This window comes from Duganella guangzhouensis, assembly GCF_009674535.1.
In the GTDB taxonomy this organism is placed as follows: domain Bacteria; phylum Pseudomonadota; class Gammaproteobacteria; order Burkholderiales; family Burkholderiaceae_D; genus Rugamonas; species Rugamonas guangzhouensis.
In genome coordinates this window covers 32,784-49,376 of record NZ_WKJK01000017.1, presented here as the reverse complement: position 1 = coordinate 49,376, position 16,593 = coordinate 32,784, and the positions used below count along the sequence as shown (strand labels likewise).

The 16,593-nt window shown below is 64.7% G+C and carries 13 protein-coding genes and 1 pseudogene; 7 read left to right on the top strand and 7 right to left on the bottom strand.

Going from position 1 to position 16,593, the window contains the following annotated elements; translation table 11 throughout:
- Positions 1–191 precede the first annotated feature (191 nt).
- The 4 genes from GJ699_RS26145 (at position 192) to GJ699_RS26130 (ending at position 4,878) form a co-directional block, all read left to right on the top strand.
- Positions 192–1,091 (top strand): AraC family transcriptional regulator, encoded by a 900-nt coding sequence (locus GJ699_RS26145; protein ID WP_154381921.1) that lies wholly within the window; start codon positions 192–194, stop codon positions 1,089–1,091.
- Positions 1,092–1,197: 106 nt separating this feature from the next.
- Positions 1,198–1,656, top strand: coding sequence for a (2Fe-2S)-binding protein (locus GJ699_RS26140; protein WP_154381919.1), 459 nt, complete (start codon positions 1,198–1,200; stop codon positions 1,654–1,656).
- 10 nt (positions 1,657–1,666) lie between these two features.
- Positions 1,667–3,856: a xanthine dehydrogenase family protein molybdopterin-binding subunit gene (locus tag GJ699_RS26135; RefSeq protein ID WP_154381917.1), complete on the top strand. Its 2,190-nt coding sequence runs from the start codon at positions 1,667–1,669 to the stop codon at positions 3,854–3,856.
- A complete protein-coding gene (locus tag GJ699_RS26130) occupies positions 3,856–4,878 on the top strand; it encodes an XdhC family protein (RefSeq protein ID WP_154381915.1) in 1,023 nt (340 codons plus the stop codon). Before GJ699_RS26135 ends, GJ699_RS26130 begins: the two co-directional genes overlap by 1 nt.
- Here GJ699_RS26130 and bcaP read toward each other — a convergent pair.
- Positions 4,848–6,245, bottom strand: a complete 1,398-nt coding sequence (gene bcaP, locus GJ699_RS26125) for a branched-chain amino acid transporter BcaP (RefSeq protein WP_371867673.1) — start codon at positions 6,243–6,245, stop codon at positions 4,848–4,850. The genes GJ699_RS26130 and bcaP overlap by 31 nt on opposite strands.
- Before the next feature lie 70 nt (positions 6,246–6,315).
- Positions 6,316–6,873 carry an XRE family transcriptional regulator gene (locus GJ699_RS26120; protein WP_229262302.1) on the bottom strand — a complete coding sequence of 186 codons (558 nt, stop codon included), beginning with the start codon at positions 6,871–6,873 and terminating at the stop codon, positions 6,316–6,318.
- Positions 6,874–6,919: 46 nt separating this feature from the next.
- Between GJ699_RS26120 and GJ699_RS26115 the strand changes: the two genes are divergently transcribed.
- From GJ699_RS26115 to GJ699_RS34730, 3 genes are all read left to right on the top strand, one after another.
- Positions 6,920–7,801, top strand: coding sequence for a DMT family transporter (locus GJ699_RS26115; RefSeq protein ID WP_154381913.1), 882 nt, complete (start codon positions 6,920–6,922; stop codon positions 7,799–7,801).
- 43 nt (positions 7,802–7,844) lie between these two features.
- On the top strand, positions 7,845–8,282 hold the full coding sequence (locus tag GJ699_RS34735) for a Fic/DOC family N-terminal domain-containing protein (RefSeq protein WP_229262301.1): 438 nt from the start codon (positions 7,845–7,847) through the stop codon (positions 8,280–8,282).
- A gap of 142 nt (positions 8,283–8,424) precedes the next feature.
- The gene (locus GJ699_RS34730) at positions 8,425–8,793 is read left to right on the top strand and encodes a Fic family protein (RefSeq protein ID WP_229262300.1); all 369 of its coding nucleotides are present in this window, start codon (positions 8,425–8,427) and stop codon (positions 8,791–8,793) included.
- Positions 8,794–8,840: 47 nt separating this feature from the next.
- Here the strand turns inward: GJ699_RS34730 and bioB are convergent.
- The 5 genes and pseudogenes from bioB to GJ699_RS26085 form a co-directional block, all read right to left on the bottom strand.
- A pseudogene (bioB, locus tag GJ699_RS26105) lies at positions 8,841–9,653 on the bottom strand (biotin synthase BioB); the annotation flags it as partial.
- Between the two features lie 10 nt (positions 9,654–9,663).
- Positions 9,664–11,451: an allophanate hydrolase gene (gene atzF, locus GJ699_RS26100; protein WP_195763654.1), complete on the bottom strand. Its 1,788-nt coding sequence runs from the start codon at positions 11,449–11,451 to the stop codon at positions 9,664–9,666.
- Positions 11,441–12,313 carry a TorF family putative porin gene (locus GJ699_RS26095; RefSeq protein WP_154381909.1) on the bottom strand — a complete coding sequence of 291 codons (873 nt, stop codon included), beginning with the start codon at positions 12,311–12,313 and terminating at the stop codon, positions 11,441–11,443. The genes atzF and GJ699_RS26095 overlap by 11 nt, the downstream gene beginning before the upstream one ends.
- A gap of 11 nt (positions 12,314–12,324) precedes the next feature.
- The gene (uca, locus tag GJ699_RS26090; protein ID WP_154381907.1) at positions 12,325–15,933 is read right to left on the bottom strand and encodes an urea carboxylase; all 3,609 of its coding nucleotides are present in this window, start codon (positions 15,931–15,933) and stop codon (positions 12,325–12,327) included.
- A gap of 8 nt (positions 15,934–15,941) precedes the next feature.
- Positions 15,942–16,589, bottom strand: coding sequence for an urea amidolyase associated protein UAAP2 (locus GJ699_RS26085; RefSeq protein WP_154381905.1), 648 nt, complete (start codon positions 16,587–16,589; stop codon positions 15,942–15,944).
- Positions 16,590–16,593 lie beyond the last annotated feature (4 nt).

Below are 16,593 nucleotides of genomic sequence, written 5' to 3'. Positions count from 1 at the left end.
TCAATCAACGCTCAGTGTAGGGTCAAGCGCATGATGCGAGTAGACGGCTACGGCGCAATGCCGATATGAGCGTTATTCATGAATGGCGCAGCGGGCAATTAATGAACAGCGCTCATAAGGTCAAGTAAATGCACCACGCCCCAGCCGCGCCGTGGCACGCTATCATGACCGGTTAATTCACCCACTTCGCCATGCAGACATCTCCCCACGCCGAACTGGCGGCGACGATCAGCCGCTGGACCCGCACCGCTGACAACTGGCAGTCGCCCTTGCCCAATCTGGGCATGTACCGGCGCGACCAGCCGACAGCGCCCACCGCTTGCCTGATCGAACCCAGTATTGTGGTGGTGGCGCAGGGCGCCAAGCAGCTGGTGATTGGCGAGCAAGCCTATAGCTACGACAGCAGCCGCTTCCTGGTGACGTCGATGAATCTGCCCGGCAGCTCGCAGGTGCTGCAAGCCAGTCCGGAACAGCCCTGCCTCGGCCTGGTGCTGCGGCTGGATCTGCGCCTGATTGCGGAACTGGCCGCCCAGGCCGAGCCGCCGCCACCCGACGACACAGCCAGCCACGGCGCGGCCGGTGTCGGCATCATGACGCCGGCGCTGCTGGAACCGATGCAGCGTTTACTGGCCTTGCTCGACAAGCCGCAAGACTGCGCCGTGCTGGCGCCCTTGATCGAGAAGGAAATCCATTACCGCCTGCTGCAAAGCGATCAGGCGCTACGTCTGCGGCAGATCGCCTCGGCCGGCAGCCAGAGTTTCCGCATTGCGCGCGTGATCGACTGGCTGCGCGTGCACTACGCCCAGCCGCTCAGCATCGACGAACTGGCGCTGAAGGTGAAGATGAGCAGCTCCAGCCTGCACCACCACTTCCGCCAACTGACCGCCATGAGTCCTTTGCAGTACCAGAAGTGGCTACGCCTGAACGAAGCGCGGCGGCTGATGCTGAACGATCACCTGGACGCCGCCAGCGCCGCCTTCCGCGTCGGCTACGAGAGTCCATCGCAATTCAGCCGTGAATACAGCCGCCAATTCGGCGCACCGCCCAAGCGCGACATCGAAGGTCTGCGGCGCGGCGCAATCGCGGCGTGAACACCAAATAGGATCAGGCAAGAAACTCAGGCGATCAGGCTATCACCTCCGCGCGCGGGCTGCTTACCATGCAAGCCTGCATTTCCACTGACCGGAGAGAACTGGCATGATTACCCTGAACATTAACGGCAACATCCGCCGTGTCGATGCCGCGCCCGACACACCGCTGCTCTGGGTGCTGCGCGATACCCTGCAAATGACCGGCACCAAATACGGCTGCGGCATGGGCCTGTGCGGCGCCTGCACCGCGCATCTGGATGGCCAGCCGGTGCGCTCGTGCAGCACCCCGGTGTCGGCCGCCGTCGGCAAGAAAATCGTCACCATCGAAGGCGTGGACCATGCCCGCGTCGGCCAAGTCGTGCAAGCGGCCTGGCAAAAGCTCGACGTGGTGCAGTGCGGTTACTGCCAGTCCGGCCAGATCATGAGCGCGGTCGCACTGCTGCAGCAGAACCGCAAGCCCAGCGACGCCGATATCGACGCCGCCATGGCCGGCAACATCTGCCGCTGCGCCACCTACGTCCGCATCCGCGCCGCCATCCACGAAGCCGCGCAAGCGCTGGCCTGAAAGGACGACCATGGACACCACCCGCATTGAAAACCACAGCCGCCGCGGCTTCCTGCGCCAGGCGGCACAAGGCGCGGCCGGCCTGACACTTGCCATCTACCTGCCCGGCGCAACCGCCGCCGCTGCGGCCGCACCGCCCGCATTCGAACCGAACGCCTTCATCCGCATCGGCACCGACGGCGCAATCACCGTCATCTCCAAGCACGTCGAAATGGGCCAGGGAGCCTACACCGGCCTGGCCACACTGGTGGCCGAAGAACTGGACGCAGACTGGCGCCAGGTTCGCGTCGAAGGCGCGCCGGCCGATGCTAGCCGCTACAACAACCTGATGTTCGGCCCCTTCCAAGGCACTGGCGGCAGCACCGCCATCGCCAATTCCTGGGAGCAGATGCGCAAGGCTGGCGCCAGCGCGCGTGCCATGCTGGTCAACGCCGCCGCCCAACAGTGGAGCGTGCCGGCCGCCGACATCAGCGTCAGCGACAGCGTGGTCTCGCACGCGGCGTCGGGCCGCAAAGCCGGCTTTGGCGAACTGGCCGCTGCCGCCGCCAAACTGCCGGTGCCGGCCGACGTCACGCTGAAATCGCCCAAGGACTTCAAGTTAATCGGCAAACAGGCGCCGCGCAAAGACAGCAGCGACAAGATCAATGGCCGCGCGCGTTTCACGCAGGACGTCCATCTGCCCGGCATGCTGACCGCCGTGGTGGCGCATGCGCCGCGCTTCGGCGCCACCGTCAAATCCTTCGATGCTCGCAAAGCATTGGCCGTCAAAGGCGTGTTGCAAGTGGCGCAGATCCCGAGCGGCGTCGCCGTGCTGGCCAAGGACACCTGGAGCGCAAAGAACGGCCGCGACGCGCTGCAAGTAACGTGGGACGACAGCAAAGCTTCCACACTCAGTACCGATGAACTGATGACCCGCTACCGCGCGCTGGCACAACAACCCGGCGCGGTGGCGCGCAACGACGGTGATGCCAACGCCGCCCTGGCCGGAGCGGAACGCGTGCTGCGCGCCAGCTACGACTTCCCGTATCTGGCCCACGCCGCGATGGAACCGCTGAACTGCGTGGTCCGCATCGGCGAGCAGGATTGCGAACTCTGGTACGGCGCCCAATTCCAGTCGATCGACCAGCCGGCGGTGGCCGCACTGCTGGGACTACGTCCCGAACAGGTCAAGATCAACATGCTGTACGCCGGCGGCAGTTTCGGTCGCCGCGCCAGCAAGGACGGCGACTACGTGCTGGAAGCGGTGCAAATCGCCAAAGCCGCCAAGCGCCGCGAACCGGTCAAGATGGTATGGCTGCGTGAGGACGACACCAAAGGCGGCTACTACCGTCCTGCCTTCCACCACGCGCTGGAAGCCACGCTGGGCGCCGACGGCCGCCCCGCCGCCTGGCGTCACCGGCTGGTCGGCCAGTCCATCCTGACCGGCACCGCGTTCAGCGGCATGGTCAAGGATGGTATCGATGGCGTGTCGGTCGAAGGCGCGTCCAACCTGCCGTATGGCATACCGGCGCTGCGGGTCGAACTGCACACGCCCACCGATGTTCCGGTGCCGGTGCACTGGTGGCGCTCAGTGGGCTCGACCCATACCGCCTACTCCACCGAAACCTTCATCGACGAACTGGCGGCGGTGGCCGGCCAGGACGCGGTGGCCTACCGGCTGTCACTGTTGGATAAACATCCGCGCCACGCCGGCGTGCTGCGTCTGGCCGCCGACAAAGCCGGCTGGGGCCAGCCGCTGGCGGCTGGCCAGCCAGGCACGCGACGCGGGCGCGGCGTGGCGGTGCATGAAGCCTTTGGCACCTTTGTCGCGGAAGTGGCTGAAGTGAGCGTCAACAGCGACGGCAGCTTCAGCGTTGACCGCGTGGTGTGCGCAGTGGACTGCGGCATGGTGGTCAATCCGGACGTGGTGCGGGCGCAGGTCGAGGGCGGCGTTGGCTTCGCGCTGTCGGCCGCGCTGCACGGCGCCATCACGTTGAAGGATGGCGCGGTCGAACAATCCAACTTCCACGACTACGCGCCGATCCGCATCACCGAAATGCCCAAGGTGGAAGTGCACATCCTGCCATCGGCCGAAAAGCCGACCGGCATCGGTGAACCGGGCGTGCCACCGCTGGCGCCAGCCGTGGCCAACGCGCTGGCCGCCGCCACCGGCAAGCGACTGCGCAATCTGCCGCTGCGCAGCGAGGAACTGCAAGCCTGATGGAAAGCGTCGACTTGCAAGTACTGGAGGCCGCCCGTCGCTGGGCGGCCGAAGGCCACGGCCTGGCGCTGGTCACCGTGGCCCACACCTGGGGCTCGGCGCCGCGTCCGGCCGGTTCCTGGCTGGTGTTGCGCGATGACGGCATGACCGTGGGATCGGTCTCCGGCGGCTGCGTCGAGGACGACCTGATCGCCCGCATGCGCGATGGTCGCCTGGCCGGCGCGCAGCCGTTCGCGCTGCCCTACGGCGTCACTCAGGAAGAAGCGGCGCGTTACGGCCTGCCCTGCGGCGGCGCGCTGGAACTGGTGATCGAGCCGCAGCCCGATCCTGCCCAGCTGGATCAACTGGCGGCGCGGCTGGAACAGGGGGAATTGGTGGTACGGGAAATCGATCTGCTCGGAGGCAGCAGCACGCTCTCCAACGCGCAGCGCGGCGACGAATTGCAGTGGAATGGCCAACAGCTGCGCACCGTGCACGGCCCGCAATGGCGGCTGTTCATCGTCGGCGCCGGCCAGATCTCGTACTATCTGGCGCAGATGGCGCAGGCGCTGGATTACGACGTCACCATCTGCGAACCGCGCGAGGAATACGGCGCCGAATGGCGTGTGCCCGGCACACGCCTGCTGACCACCATGCCCGACGACGCCTTCCTCGCGCTGCACGCCGACGCCCGCTGCGCCGTGGTCGCCCTCACCCACGATCCCAAGCTGGATGACCTGGTGCTGTTGGAAGCATTGCGTTCACCAGCATTCTACGTGGGCGCGGTCGGCTCGCGTCTCAACGACGCGCGCCGGCGCGAGCGACTGATGCAGCATTTCGATTTCTCGCCGGCCGAACTGCAACGACTCCACGGCCCGGTGGGCCTGCCGATCGGCAGTCATACACCACCGGAAATCGCGGTCGCCATCGTGGCCGAAATGACCGCCGTGCGCCACGACGCGCCGATCGCGCGACGTCTTGCCAGCGGCGCCACGTCGCCAGGCGCGTTCTGTCAGACCGAGGAGGTAGCCAGCACCGAATGATGGCGCGCGTACGTGAAATACACCACCAGCCCGATCGCCAGCCAGACGGTGAAGGCGATCCAGGTGATCGCGCTGAGGAAGGCCATCAGCGCGCCGCAGAACAGGATGGCCAGCGCCGGGATCACCGGCACGCCAGGGCAGCGGAACGCGCGCTGCAAGTCCGGACGCTTGCGACGCAGCACAATCACCGCCAGCGACACCAGGCAGAACGCCGCCAGCGTGCCGATATTCGCCAGCTCGCCCAGCACTTGCAGCGGCACCAGTGCGCCCAGCAGGCCAAACACAATGCCAACCAGCCAGGTCGCCACGATCGGCGTGCCGGCGCCATTCAATGCCGACAAGCGCTTCGGCAGCAGGCCGTCGCGCGACATTGCATACAGCACGCGGCTCTGGCCAAACGCCATCACCAGAATCACGGTGCTCATGCCCAGAATCGCGCCCAGGTCGACAAACCCGGCGAACCAGTTTTCACCGGCGAACTGCAGCGCCAGCGACACCGGGTGATCGACACCCTTGAACTGCGTGAACGGCACAATCCCGGTCATGATGGCCGACACCACCACATACAGCAGCGTGCAAATCGCCAGCGATCCGATGATGCCGATCGGCAGATCGCGCTTGGGATTCTTGACCTCTTCCGCCGCCGTGGTCACCGCGTCGAAGCCGATGAAGGCAAAGAACACCAGCGCCGCCGCGCTCATGACGCCGGTGGCGCCATACGGCATGAACGGATGCCAGTTCGGCGGCGACACATGGCGCGTGCCGACCAGAATGAACAGCAGCACCACGCCTATCTTCACCACCACCATGATGTTGTTGATGCGCGCAGACTCGCGCACGCCCAGCGACAGCATCACGGTCAGCACCATCATGATGACAAACGCAGGCAGGTTGAAGAAGGTGGTCACGCCCGGCAGCGCGCCCGGCGCGGCCGACAGCGCCACCGGAATGTGCAGGCCAAAGCCGCCCAGCAGCGACTGGAAATAGCCCGACCAGCCGACCGACACGGCCGACGTCACCAGGCCATATTCCAGAATCAAATCCCAGCCTATCATCCACGCCACCAGCTCGCCGAGGATGGCATAGCTATAGGTATAAATCCCGCCGGCCACCGGCAGGATGGAGGCAAACTCCGCATAGCACAGCGCGGCGAAACCGCAGGCAAATGCGGCCACCACGAACGACAGCACCAGCGCCGGCCCGGCGGTCGAGGCGCCGCTACCGGTCAGCACGAAGATGCCGGTGCCGACAATCGCGCCGATGCCCATCAGGATCAGATCGACCGGCCCCAGTACCTTGCGCAGTCCGCCCGGCTGGGCGCTGGCAGCGCGCATGGCGTCAAAATCCTTGGTTCTCCAGATACTCACAACTGCCCTCCCCTTGCTTTACTTGTAAAGCGCGGCAGTATGTCAGGCCGGTAGGGAAAATGCAAAAAAGTCAGCTGATCACGTTGCGAATAAAGCGCACCGTCAGCTCCGACGGATTGACATAGGCATAGCGCTGCGCGCTGCTGAAGATGGCAAACTCGCCCAGCGCCAGCTGCCGCGTCTCGTGTTCGAACACAATGTGCAGCGTGCCCGCCGTCACCACGATCATCTCGGAAAAGCCCTGGGCGTCCGGCTCGGCGTCGTAACGGTCGCCGGGGTGCAGCGACCAGGTCCACAACTCCACCATATTGCCGGCCGGGGCGGCGCCCAGCAGCATCGCCTGGCTATCGGCGCCGGCGCCGCGCCACATCACGCTGCGGATGTCGCGATTGTCGGCCTGCGCCGGCCGCACCAGATCGACAAAGCGCACGCCCAGCGCCAACGCGATCGCGTCCAGATTCGACAGGCTGATGTTGACGCTGCCGGCCTCCAGGCCATTGATCATGCGGCGGCTCAGGCCGGCGCGCGTGGCCAATTCGGACTGGCTGAGCCCCTGCTGCTGTCGGTAGCGGCGCACGTTTTCGGCCGCGTGGGCCAGCGCGGGCGAGGAAGTTTCTTGACTGGGCAATATATTGCGCATCATAATATGAGAAATATTTTGCGCATATCTTACCATGAATACACTAAATCCTCGCTGGGCCGTGCTGTCGCTGGTGATCGTCACCATGATCTGGGGCGGCACTTTTCTGGTGGTCCACACTGCGGTGCAGAGCGCCGGGCCGCTGGCGTTTGTTGGCACCCGCTTTGCCATCGCCGCCCTGATTGCCGCCGTGCTGAGCCGCAAACATTTGCGCGGCTTCACCGCACTGGAACTGGGCGCCGGGCTCGCCATCGGCGCCTCCATCTTTGCCGGCTACTCGCTGCAAACGCAGGGACTGCAATACATCACCAGCAGCAAATCCGCCTTCATCACCGCGTTTTACGTGCCAATGGTGCCGCTGCTGCAATGGCTGTTCCAGCGCCAGCGGCCGCATATCGCGGCCTTGGCCGGCGCGGCGCTGTCGTTCGCGGGACTGGCCTGCCTGGCCGGGCCGGAAGGCATCCGTGGCGGACTTGGTTACGGCGAGCTGCTGACCGCGCTGGGTGCGCTTGCCATCTCGGCCGAGATCATTTTGATCGGCCACTACAGCCAGCGCGTCAATCTGGCGCGGGTGACCGTCACCCAGCTGGCGGTGGCTTCCCTGCTGGCGTTCGCAGCGATGCCGGTGGCCGGCGAAAGCCTGCCCGGCTACGCGCCGCTGTTCCTGGTGTGCGCACTGGCGCTGGGCGCGGCCAGCGCCGCCATCCAGTACGTGATGAACTGGGCGCAGCGCCAGGTCAGCGCCACCAAAGCCACGCTAATCTACGCCGGCGAACCGGTCTGGGCCGGCCTGTTCGGCCTGCTGGCCGGCGAGCACATTCCCATGCTGGCGGTACTCGGCGCCGCCATGATCGTCAGCGCCAGCGTCATCGGCGAAACCTCCGCGCTGAGCAAGCAAGAGCAAACCTCAAATTAAAGAATGCTTTAATATAGATCGCGCTATTAAAGGATTCTTTAAAATGCCGCGCTTAACCGGAACTGGTCTGTTGTCGCCTGAGGCGCCACCAATCGCATCCGACTCGTACGCGGCAGCCAACCGAGCGGCTGAACTGGCGTTGGCACGGCTCAATGGCGTCGCCGGCCTCGTTCCCTCGGAAAACTGGCTCATCTACGGCTCAATACGCAAGGAAGCCCTGCTGACGTCGCAGATCGAAGGCACGCAAGCCACGCTGGACGACCTATTCGAAAACGAAGCCGGCATGGAAGTCGATAACCCGGCCGACGTGGAGGAAGTGAGCAACTACCTGCGCGCATTCCATTTTGTACGCGACAACCTGCAGGCTGAAAATGGACTGCCTATCAGCATGCGCCTGCTCTGCGAGGCACATCGCATGCTACTCGACGGTGCGCGCGGCGCGGGCAAACAGCCAGGCGAACTACGACGCTCGCAGAATTGAATTGGCGGCGCGCGCCCTGCCAACGCGGTCTTTGTCCCGCCGCCACCCGAACGTCTGCCACAGTTGCTCAGCGACCTGGAACGCTTCATCCATACCGCTCACACTCACCTGCCGCCACTGGTCAATGTCGCCCTGATATCGTTTGCTGTCCGGCACACGTAATGCCGGCGACTGGGAAGCCTGGATAGGCTTCTTCCTGGACGGTGTCGTGAGCGCCGCCATTCAGGCCGAGCACACGGTCGTCGAACTCGCGACACTGATCGCCCATGATCGCCGCAGGCTACTGGCTTCGCCCACAGCCGGAGCGATCGCCTACCGCTTGTTTGAATCGCTGCCGGTGATGCCACGATTTACAGTCGACCAAGTCAAGCGGCGACTAGATACCAGCTACCCCACAGCCAACGCCGCCGTGAAATCACTTGCCGATCTGGGTATCGTGCAAGAGATGAGTGGACAACGAAAGAACCGCAACTACGGCTACATGGCGTACATCGAACTACTATCCAGATAACTGAGCATCGGTCCTCACCGCGATGTGCATGCCGAGCCGGGCCAGCAGCGTGCGGTCGGCATGGTGATGCGCGCCACCGCCACTGTGCGGACAAACTCAAATGGATCGAGCGGCTCGACGTCATGTAGCGGCGTGCCCTTCACCTGCACCAGATGGTTGATCGGCACCGATTCCGGATACGGCTCCAGATTGGCCAGTTGCGCGATCAGGCCCGCACGCTGCAGGCGCGTTTCACCCATGCCGACGATGCCGCCGCAGCACACCTTCATGCCCGCATCACGCACGTGATCCAGCGTGTCCAGACGATCCTGGTAATCGCGGGTCGAGATAACGTGGTTGTAGAATTCGGGCGCGGTGTCGAGATTGTGGTTGTAGTAGTCCAGCCCCGCGTCGCGCAGACGCTCGGCCTGTCCCTGCTCCAGCATGCCGAGCGTGGCGCACGCCTCCAGCCCCAACGCCTTCACCTCGCGCACCATGCGCTCAACCTTCTCCAGATCACGCTCCTTGGGACTGCGCCAGGCCGCGCCCATGCAGAAGCGCGTGGCGCCGTTGGCCTTGGCACTTTTGGCGGCGGCGATCACGGCGTCCACGTCCAGGATCTTCTTCGCTTCAACGCCGGTGTCGTAACGCGCCGCCTGCGGACAGTAACCGCAATCTTCCTCGCAACCGCCAGTTTTGATCGACAGCAGCGTCGCCAGCTCCACCTGCAGCGAATGAAAATGCGCGCGATGAGCCTCCTGCGCGCGCGCCATCAGATCGGGAAACGGCAGCGCGAACAAGGCCGCCACCGCCTCCACGCTCCACTCGCCTATCGGTTGCGGCGACAGCGGGCGATGAAATACCAACGGTTGTGCAGACATTCCTCGCTCCTTATCCGCGTTTGAGATAGGCACGCCAGCCGCCGAATGGCGTGATGTCCTCGGCATCGGCAATCGCCGCCGGCTCGCAGATGAAGCCTTTGACCCAGCGGCCATCCGCCAGCTCCAGCGAACCGATGCCCAAGGGCTGCGGAATCTCCGCGACAAATTCGCCAAAGCGGCGCAGTGGCAGTTCCCACACTTCGATCTCGATTGCCGCGCCCTGCTCCGTCACGCGCGCCAGGCCAGGCTTGGGTGGCGTGGTGTTACGCAGTGCGTACAGGCGATACTGCGGCGCCGTTTGCGTGGCGATCAGCTTGCGCGCTCCACGCTCCACCAGTTGCCAGTTCAGCGGCTGGCCTTCCAGATGCGCGCCCACCACCGCCAGTTGCACCGTCGGTTCGTTGAACGCCAGCGGCGCGGATGCCACCGGCGCTGCGGCAGCGGCTTCGAACAGCGCCTGCGCGGCGGCGGCCAGCGCGTGGTCGGCGCCACCAGCACCGATCAGCGTGACGCCGGCCGGCAGACCATCGCTGCGCTGCCGGCCCGGCACCGCCAGCGCCGCCATGCCGAAGAAGTTGACGAAATTGGTGTAGTAGCCAAGCTGGGAATTCAGCAGCACCGGCTGCTCCAGCACCGCCTCCATGCGCGGCATGGTCGGCGTGGTTGGCACCAGCAGGAAGTCATAGCCGGCCAGCGCTTCCTCGGCGGCGCGCTTGAGCGCGGCCAGCTTGTACTGGCCTTTGAACGCATCCAGCGCGCTATAGTCTGTGCCCTGCCGGACAATGCCGGCCACCACCGGATGCACCGCGTCCGGTTGCGCGGCCAGCAGCGGGCCGGCGGCCTCCAGGCGCTCGGCCACCCACGGCCCCTGGTACAGCAGCGAGGCGGCATCGCGGAATGGCGCGTAGTCGATGACGTCGATGCTGCAATCGGCGCGCTCGCGCAGGCTGGCCAGCATGGCGGCAAACGCTTGTTCGGCGGCGGCGTCGCCAAAGAATTCCAGCTGCGCCGGAATCGCGATGCGATAGCCGCGCCGCTGTGGACCGCGCATGGTGATCTGGCGCGAGTATGGATCTTCCCGGTCGTAGCCAGCGGCGACCTGGCTCACCTGCCAGCTGTCCGCCACCGTGCGCGCGAAAATCGACACGCAGTCCAGTGTGCGGCAAGCAGGCACCACGCCACGAGTACTGAGCAGACCAGGTGTCGGCTTCAGGCCGACGATGTTGTTCAGCCCCGCCGGTACGCGGCCGGAGCCGGCGGTGTCGGTGCCCAGCGAGAAGCCGACCAGTCCCAGCGCCACCGCCACGGCGGAACCGGCGCTGGAACCGCCGGACACATATTCAGGATCGATGGCATTGCGCACCGGGCCATACGGCGAGCGGGTGCCCACCAGTCCAGTCGCGAACTGGTCCAGATTGGTTTTGCCGATCAGGATCGCGCCGGCCGCCTGCAAGCGTTCCACCACCGTTGCGGAGCGCTGCGGCGTATAAGCGAAGGCGGGACAGGCCGCCGTAGTCGGCATGCCTGCAACATCGATATTATCCTTGACCGCAAACGGCACGCCAAACAGCGGCAGGCGCGCCAGCACGCCGTGCCCCTCTTCCGTCAGCAGGCGATCCAGCTCGCGCGCGGTGTCGTGCAGCGCCGCCTCGTCCACCCGGCTGATCCAGATTTCATCGCGCCCGCTAGAGGCGATGCGGTCCAACACCTGCTGCACGCATTGCGAGGGCGTCAGGCTGCCATCGCGATAAGCTGCTTGTAAAGTCGCCAGTTCCATCATGCTCTCCTTAGAAGCCATAGCTGATCGTGCCGGTGACACGGCTGTCCTGCGATACGCCAAAGCGGTTGTCGCCGCCGATCAAGCCTTGCAGTCCCCAGGTAAAGCCACTGCTGCCGATCGGCTGGGTGATGCCGACGATCAGATGACGGAAGCCGGACGATTTCGGCGCGCCGCCGCTAAAGCAGCCGTTGACGACAAAGCTGCTGCCGGCCGCGCAGGCGGCGCCGGTGTAGGTGTCGGTACTGCCGAGGAACTGGCCCTGCTTCTTGTAGCTATAGAAGCCCAGCGACGCGGTCAGCGTGATATCGGCAGGCAACGGCTGGCTGTAGTTCAGCGTCCAGTAGGTGTCGCCCTTGTTGCCCCAGACGACGTCCTTCAACAGCGTCTGCGCGGCCGCGCTGAACGGACCGTAGCTCAGTCCCAGCTTGGTCTCCAGCGCATTCGAGTATTTGCTGTTCAGATAGTAGTAACCGGTGAAGCCGACCGTGTAGCCTACCTCGCCCGCCTTGCCGTTGTAGCCGCCGTAAAAATCGTTTTCGACCGATTTATCGCGCTGGAAGTCGGTAATGCTGCGGTCCGAATAGGACTTGCCCAGCTGACGATACGAGTAGTTGATCTGCGAAGCCCAGTAACCGGCATAGAAGCCATCCGGATGCGTCCAATCCGCACCCCATTGCAGCGCAGGGTGTTCGGATTCCGGTGCATCCGCGTTCGCGTTGCCGACACCCGGCTTGCTTGGGCCATAGGTGCTGCTGATACCACGCAGGATGTACTTGCTGACCAAATCAACGTGACCGGTGAGGGTCGCGTCATCCGCGCGCGCCGCGCCAGCCAGGGACAGACACACTACGCTTGCTACGGTCATTGCTTTCATTTTCATGGTTCGCTCTCTCAAAGGGTTTTGAATATCGCTACATGCTGGCCGGCGGCCACCGCCTTGCCCTCGCCTACCAGCCACTCCGTTACCGTGCCGTCGCTGCTCGCCTTCAGCGCGATTTCCATCTTCATCGATTCCAGAATCGCCAGCGTGTCGCCCTCGCGCACCTGCGTGCCGGCGGCGGCGACGATCTGCCATACACTGCCCGGCACCACCGCTGACACGTACTGGCTACCCGGTGGCAGTTCGGCCTCGCCGCCATCGGTACCGCCGGCTTCCTCGGCGCTCCAATCGGCCTGGCCGCTAACGCGCCAGCGCTCGCGCTCCGCTTCAAACGCGGCCTGCTGGCGGCTCTTAAAGGCCGTAATCGAATCCGCCTCGCGGCGCAGGAAAGCGTTGTAGTCGGCCAGCGAGAAAGTGGTTTCCTCAATACGAACATCGAAACGGCCCAGCGGGAAATCGCGCCGATGCTCCAGCAACTGCTCTTCGCTGACTTCATAGAAGCGGATCTGATCGAAGAAACGCAGCAGCCATGGCTTGTTGTCGCGGAAGCTGGCGGTCTGGCGATAGCGGTTCCACATCTGCACCGTGCGGCCGACGAACTGATAGCCGCCCGGCCCTTCCATGCCGTACACGCACAGATAGGCGCCACCGATGCCGACCGCGTTTTCCGGCGTCCAGGTGCGTGCCGGGTTGTACTTGGTGGTCACCAGGCGGTGACGTGGATCGACCGGCGTGGCGACCGGCGCCCCCAGATAGACATCGCCCAAGCCCAGTACCATGTAGCTGGCGTTGAACACCACGTCGTAGACATCCTGCACGCTGTCCAGCCCATTGATGCGCTGGATGAATTCGATATTGCTCGGGCACCAGGGCGCGCCAGGCCGCACGGTGGTTTCGTACTTCTGGATCGCCAGGCGGGTCTGGGTATCATTCCAGGCCAGCGGCAAATGCACGATCCGCGATGGCACCACCATGTCCTCCACCGCGCCCTGGGTGGCGACCAGCGAGGCGATGCGGTCCATTAGCGCGGCGACCGGCAGCTTGCGGTGATCGAAGTGCACTTGCAGTGAGCGGATACCCGGCGTCAGATCGACCACGCCAGCCATCTGCGCCTGCTCCAGTGCCACCATCAACGCGTGGATGCGGAAGCGCAGATTGATGTCCAGTACCTGCTCGCCGAATTCCACCAGCAGATAGTCATCACCGGCACGGCGGAACACGGCCGGCGTGCCGTCCGCGAGACGCGCGGTGCCGGCGATGGCCGACTGCGCGTCACCGGCCGCAGAGCGCGGTGGCGTCCAGACTGGGCGCGCGGTCGCAGTATCTGCGAACACCTCCTCCTGCGCGACGCGCAACGCCGCCGCCTCGTCCACCGACACGCGGATAAAGCGCACGGTGTCGCCGGGCTTGAGCTGGCCCATTTTCCACAAATCCGCCGACACGATCACCGCCGGACACACAAAGCCGCCCAGGCTAGGCCCATCCGGCCCCAGGATCACCGGCATGTCGCCCGTGAAGTCGATCGAACCGATGGCGTAGGCATTGTCGTGGATGTTGGACGGATGCAGGCCTGCCTCGCCGCCATCGGTACGTGCCCATTGCGGCTTCGGCCCGACCAGACGCACGCCGGTACGGCTGGAGTTGAAGTGCACCTGCCAGTCGGTACCGAAGAACATGGCGATGTCGTCGTCGCGGAAGAAGTCCGGCGCGCCGTGCGGGCCGTAATGCACCGCGATTTCCCATTGATGGCTATAGGCCGGCACCGCCGTCGCAGGCAAGGCGCGTGCAAGCGCCGCCTGGGGTTTCAGTTTCAGGATATCGCCAGCGCGCACCGCACGGCCACCGTGGCCGCCGAACTGACCAAGCGTGAAGGTGGCGCGGCTGCCCAGATACTGCGGCACATCCAGTCCGCCGGCAAACGCCACGTAAGCCCGCACGCCGGCACCGCGCACACCGGTGAAGCGCAGAATTTCACCGGCGCCGATGTGGTGCACTGCCCAGTTGGCGAGATCGCGCCGTTCGGTCGGGGTGCTGACAAACGCGCCCAGATCGGCGCCCGCCAGCGCCACCGTGCAAGCGGTATTGAAGCGCAGGACCGCACCCTGCAAGGTCATCTCCAGCGTGGCGGCGGCGCCGTCGTTGCCCAGCAGGTGATTGGCGACGCGGTGCGCGTACGAATCCATCGGACCCGATGGCGGAATGCCGACCGCCCACAGCCCCATGCGGCCGGGATAATCCTGCACCGTGGTCTGAATGCCGCCATCCAGCACTTCCACCGTATCCGGCGTGAAGTCCATGGAGGCGAGCATCTGCGTGATCTGGCGACCGGCGGTGAATTCGCCATACGCCAGGATGCGCGCCAGATAAGACAAATTGGTTTCGATGCCGTCGATGCGGCTGTGCTGCAAGGCGCTGACCAACTGCGCGACTGAAGCCTCGCGGCTATCGGTCTTCACAATCAGCTTGGCCAGCAACGGATCGTAGTAAGGGCTGACGGTGATGCCGCGTTCGATCCACGTATCGACCCGCAGGCCAGGCACGAAGTCCACCGCCGTCAGCACGCCGGACGAGGGCTGGAAATTGCGCGCCGGGTCTTCGGCGTAAACGCGTAGCTGCATGGCGTGACCTGCCGGCACCAGCGCGGCTTGCGCCGGCAGCGCGAACTCGCCGGCGGCGGCGCGTATCATCCACTCCACCAGATCGACGCCGAACACTTCTTCGGTCACGCCATGCTCCACCTGCAGGCGCGTGTTCACTTCCAGGAAGTAGAACGCGCCGGTGTCGGCATCCAGCACATATTCCACCGTGCCGGCCGACAGATAGGCTATCGATTTCCCCAGCCGGACGGCGGTGGCGGCCAATGCCTGACGCGTGCTTTCAGCCAGTCCCGGTGCCGGCGTCTCTTCAATCACCTTCTGGTTACGGCGTTGTACCGAGCAATCGCGCTCGCCCAGCGATACCACGTCGCCCTTGCCATCGCCGAAAATCTGTACCTCAACGTGACGCGCGCGCTGAACGAACTTCTCCAGATAGATGCCACTGTTCTTGAAGTTATTCTCGGACAGATGGCGCACCGACGCGTAGGCCGATGTCAGGTCGTTCGCGTCATGGCACAAGCGCATGCCGATGCCGCCGCCGCCGGCGGTGCTCTTCAACATCACCGGGAAGCCAATGCGCTCCGCCGCCACCAGCGCCTCGTCCACGCTATCCAGCAGACCGGTGCCCGGCAGCAGCGGCACGTCGGCCTGTTGCGCCAGTTCGCGCGCGGTGTGCTTCAAGCCGAAAGCGCGCATCTGATGCGGCGTCGGGCCGATGAAAACGATGCCCTCGGCCGCGCAAGCCTCGGCAAAGGCGGCGTTCTCGCTCATGAAGCCATAGCCGGGGTGGATCGCCTGGGCGCCGGTGCGGCGCGCCGCATCCAGTACCTTGTCGGCGGCCAGATAGCTTTCGGCTGCGGCGGCGGGGCCAACGCACACCGCTTCGTCGGCCAGGCGCACATGCAGCGACTCCACGTCCGCTTCCGAATAAATGGCCACGGTACGGATGCCCAGTTTGCGCGCGGTGCGGATCACACGGCAGGCGATCTCGCCACGATTTGCGATCAGTATTTTCTCAAACATGGTAGTCCTCAGACAGCGTCCCAGATCACGAAGCGGACCGGGGTTGGGTTGTAGGCGTTGCAGGGGTTGTTCAGCTGCGGGCAGTTGGAAACCAACACCCAGACATCCATCTCGGCGCGCAGCTCGACGTATTTACCCGGCGCGGACAGGCCGTCTTCGAAGGTCAGCTTGCCCTCCTCCGTCACCGGCACGTTCATGAAGAAGTTCACGTTCGGCACCAGATCGCGCTTACCCAAGCCGATATCAGCGTGCGCCATCGCCAGCAGATAGTTGTCACGGCAGCTATGCATGAATTTTTTCTGATGCGCGTAACGAACGGTGTTGCTCTCGGCCGCGCAGGCGCCGCCCAGCGTGTCGTGACGGCCGCAGGTATCGGCCACGATGGTCAGCATGGCGCGGCCACGATTCGAATACAGCACCGAGCCAGTGGACAGATAGATGCCGCCCTGGCGCAGCAGCGTGTCGGTGACGCTGTAGCTTTCCTCGTTGTCATCGGCGTTGTAGAAAATCGTGTCCACCGCCTGATTGCCTTCCAGGTCGACGATGCGCATGGTCTGGCCGCGTTTCAGTTTGTGCAGCCACGGTTCGCCGGCCGGCAGATAGGTGTCGGACAAGGCGTGAGCCGCGTCAAGCTTGCTTTCGCTGAGCGTTTGCATGATG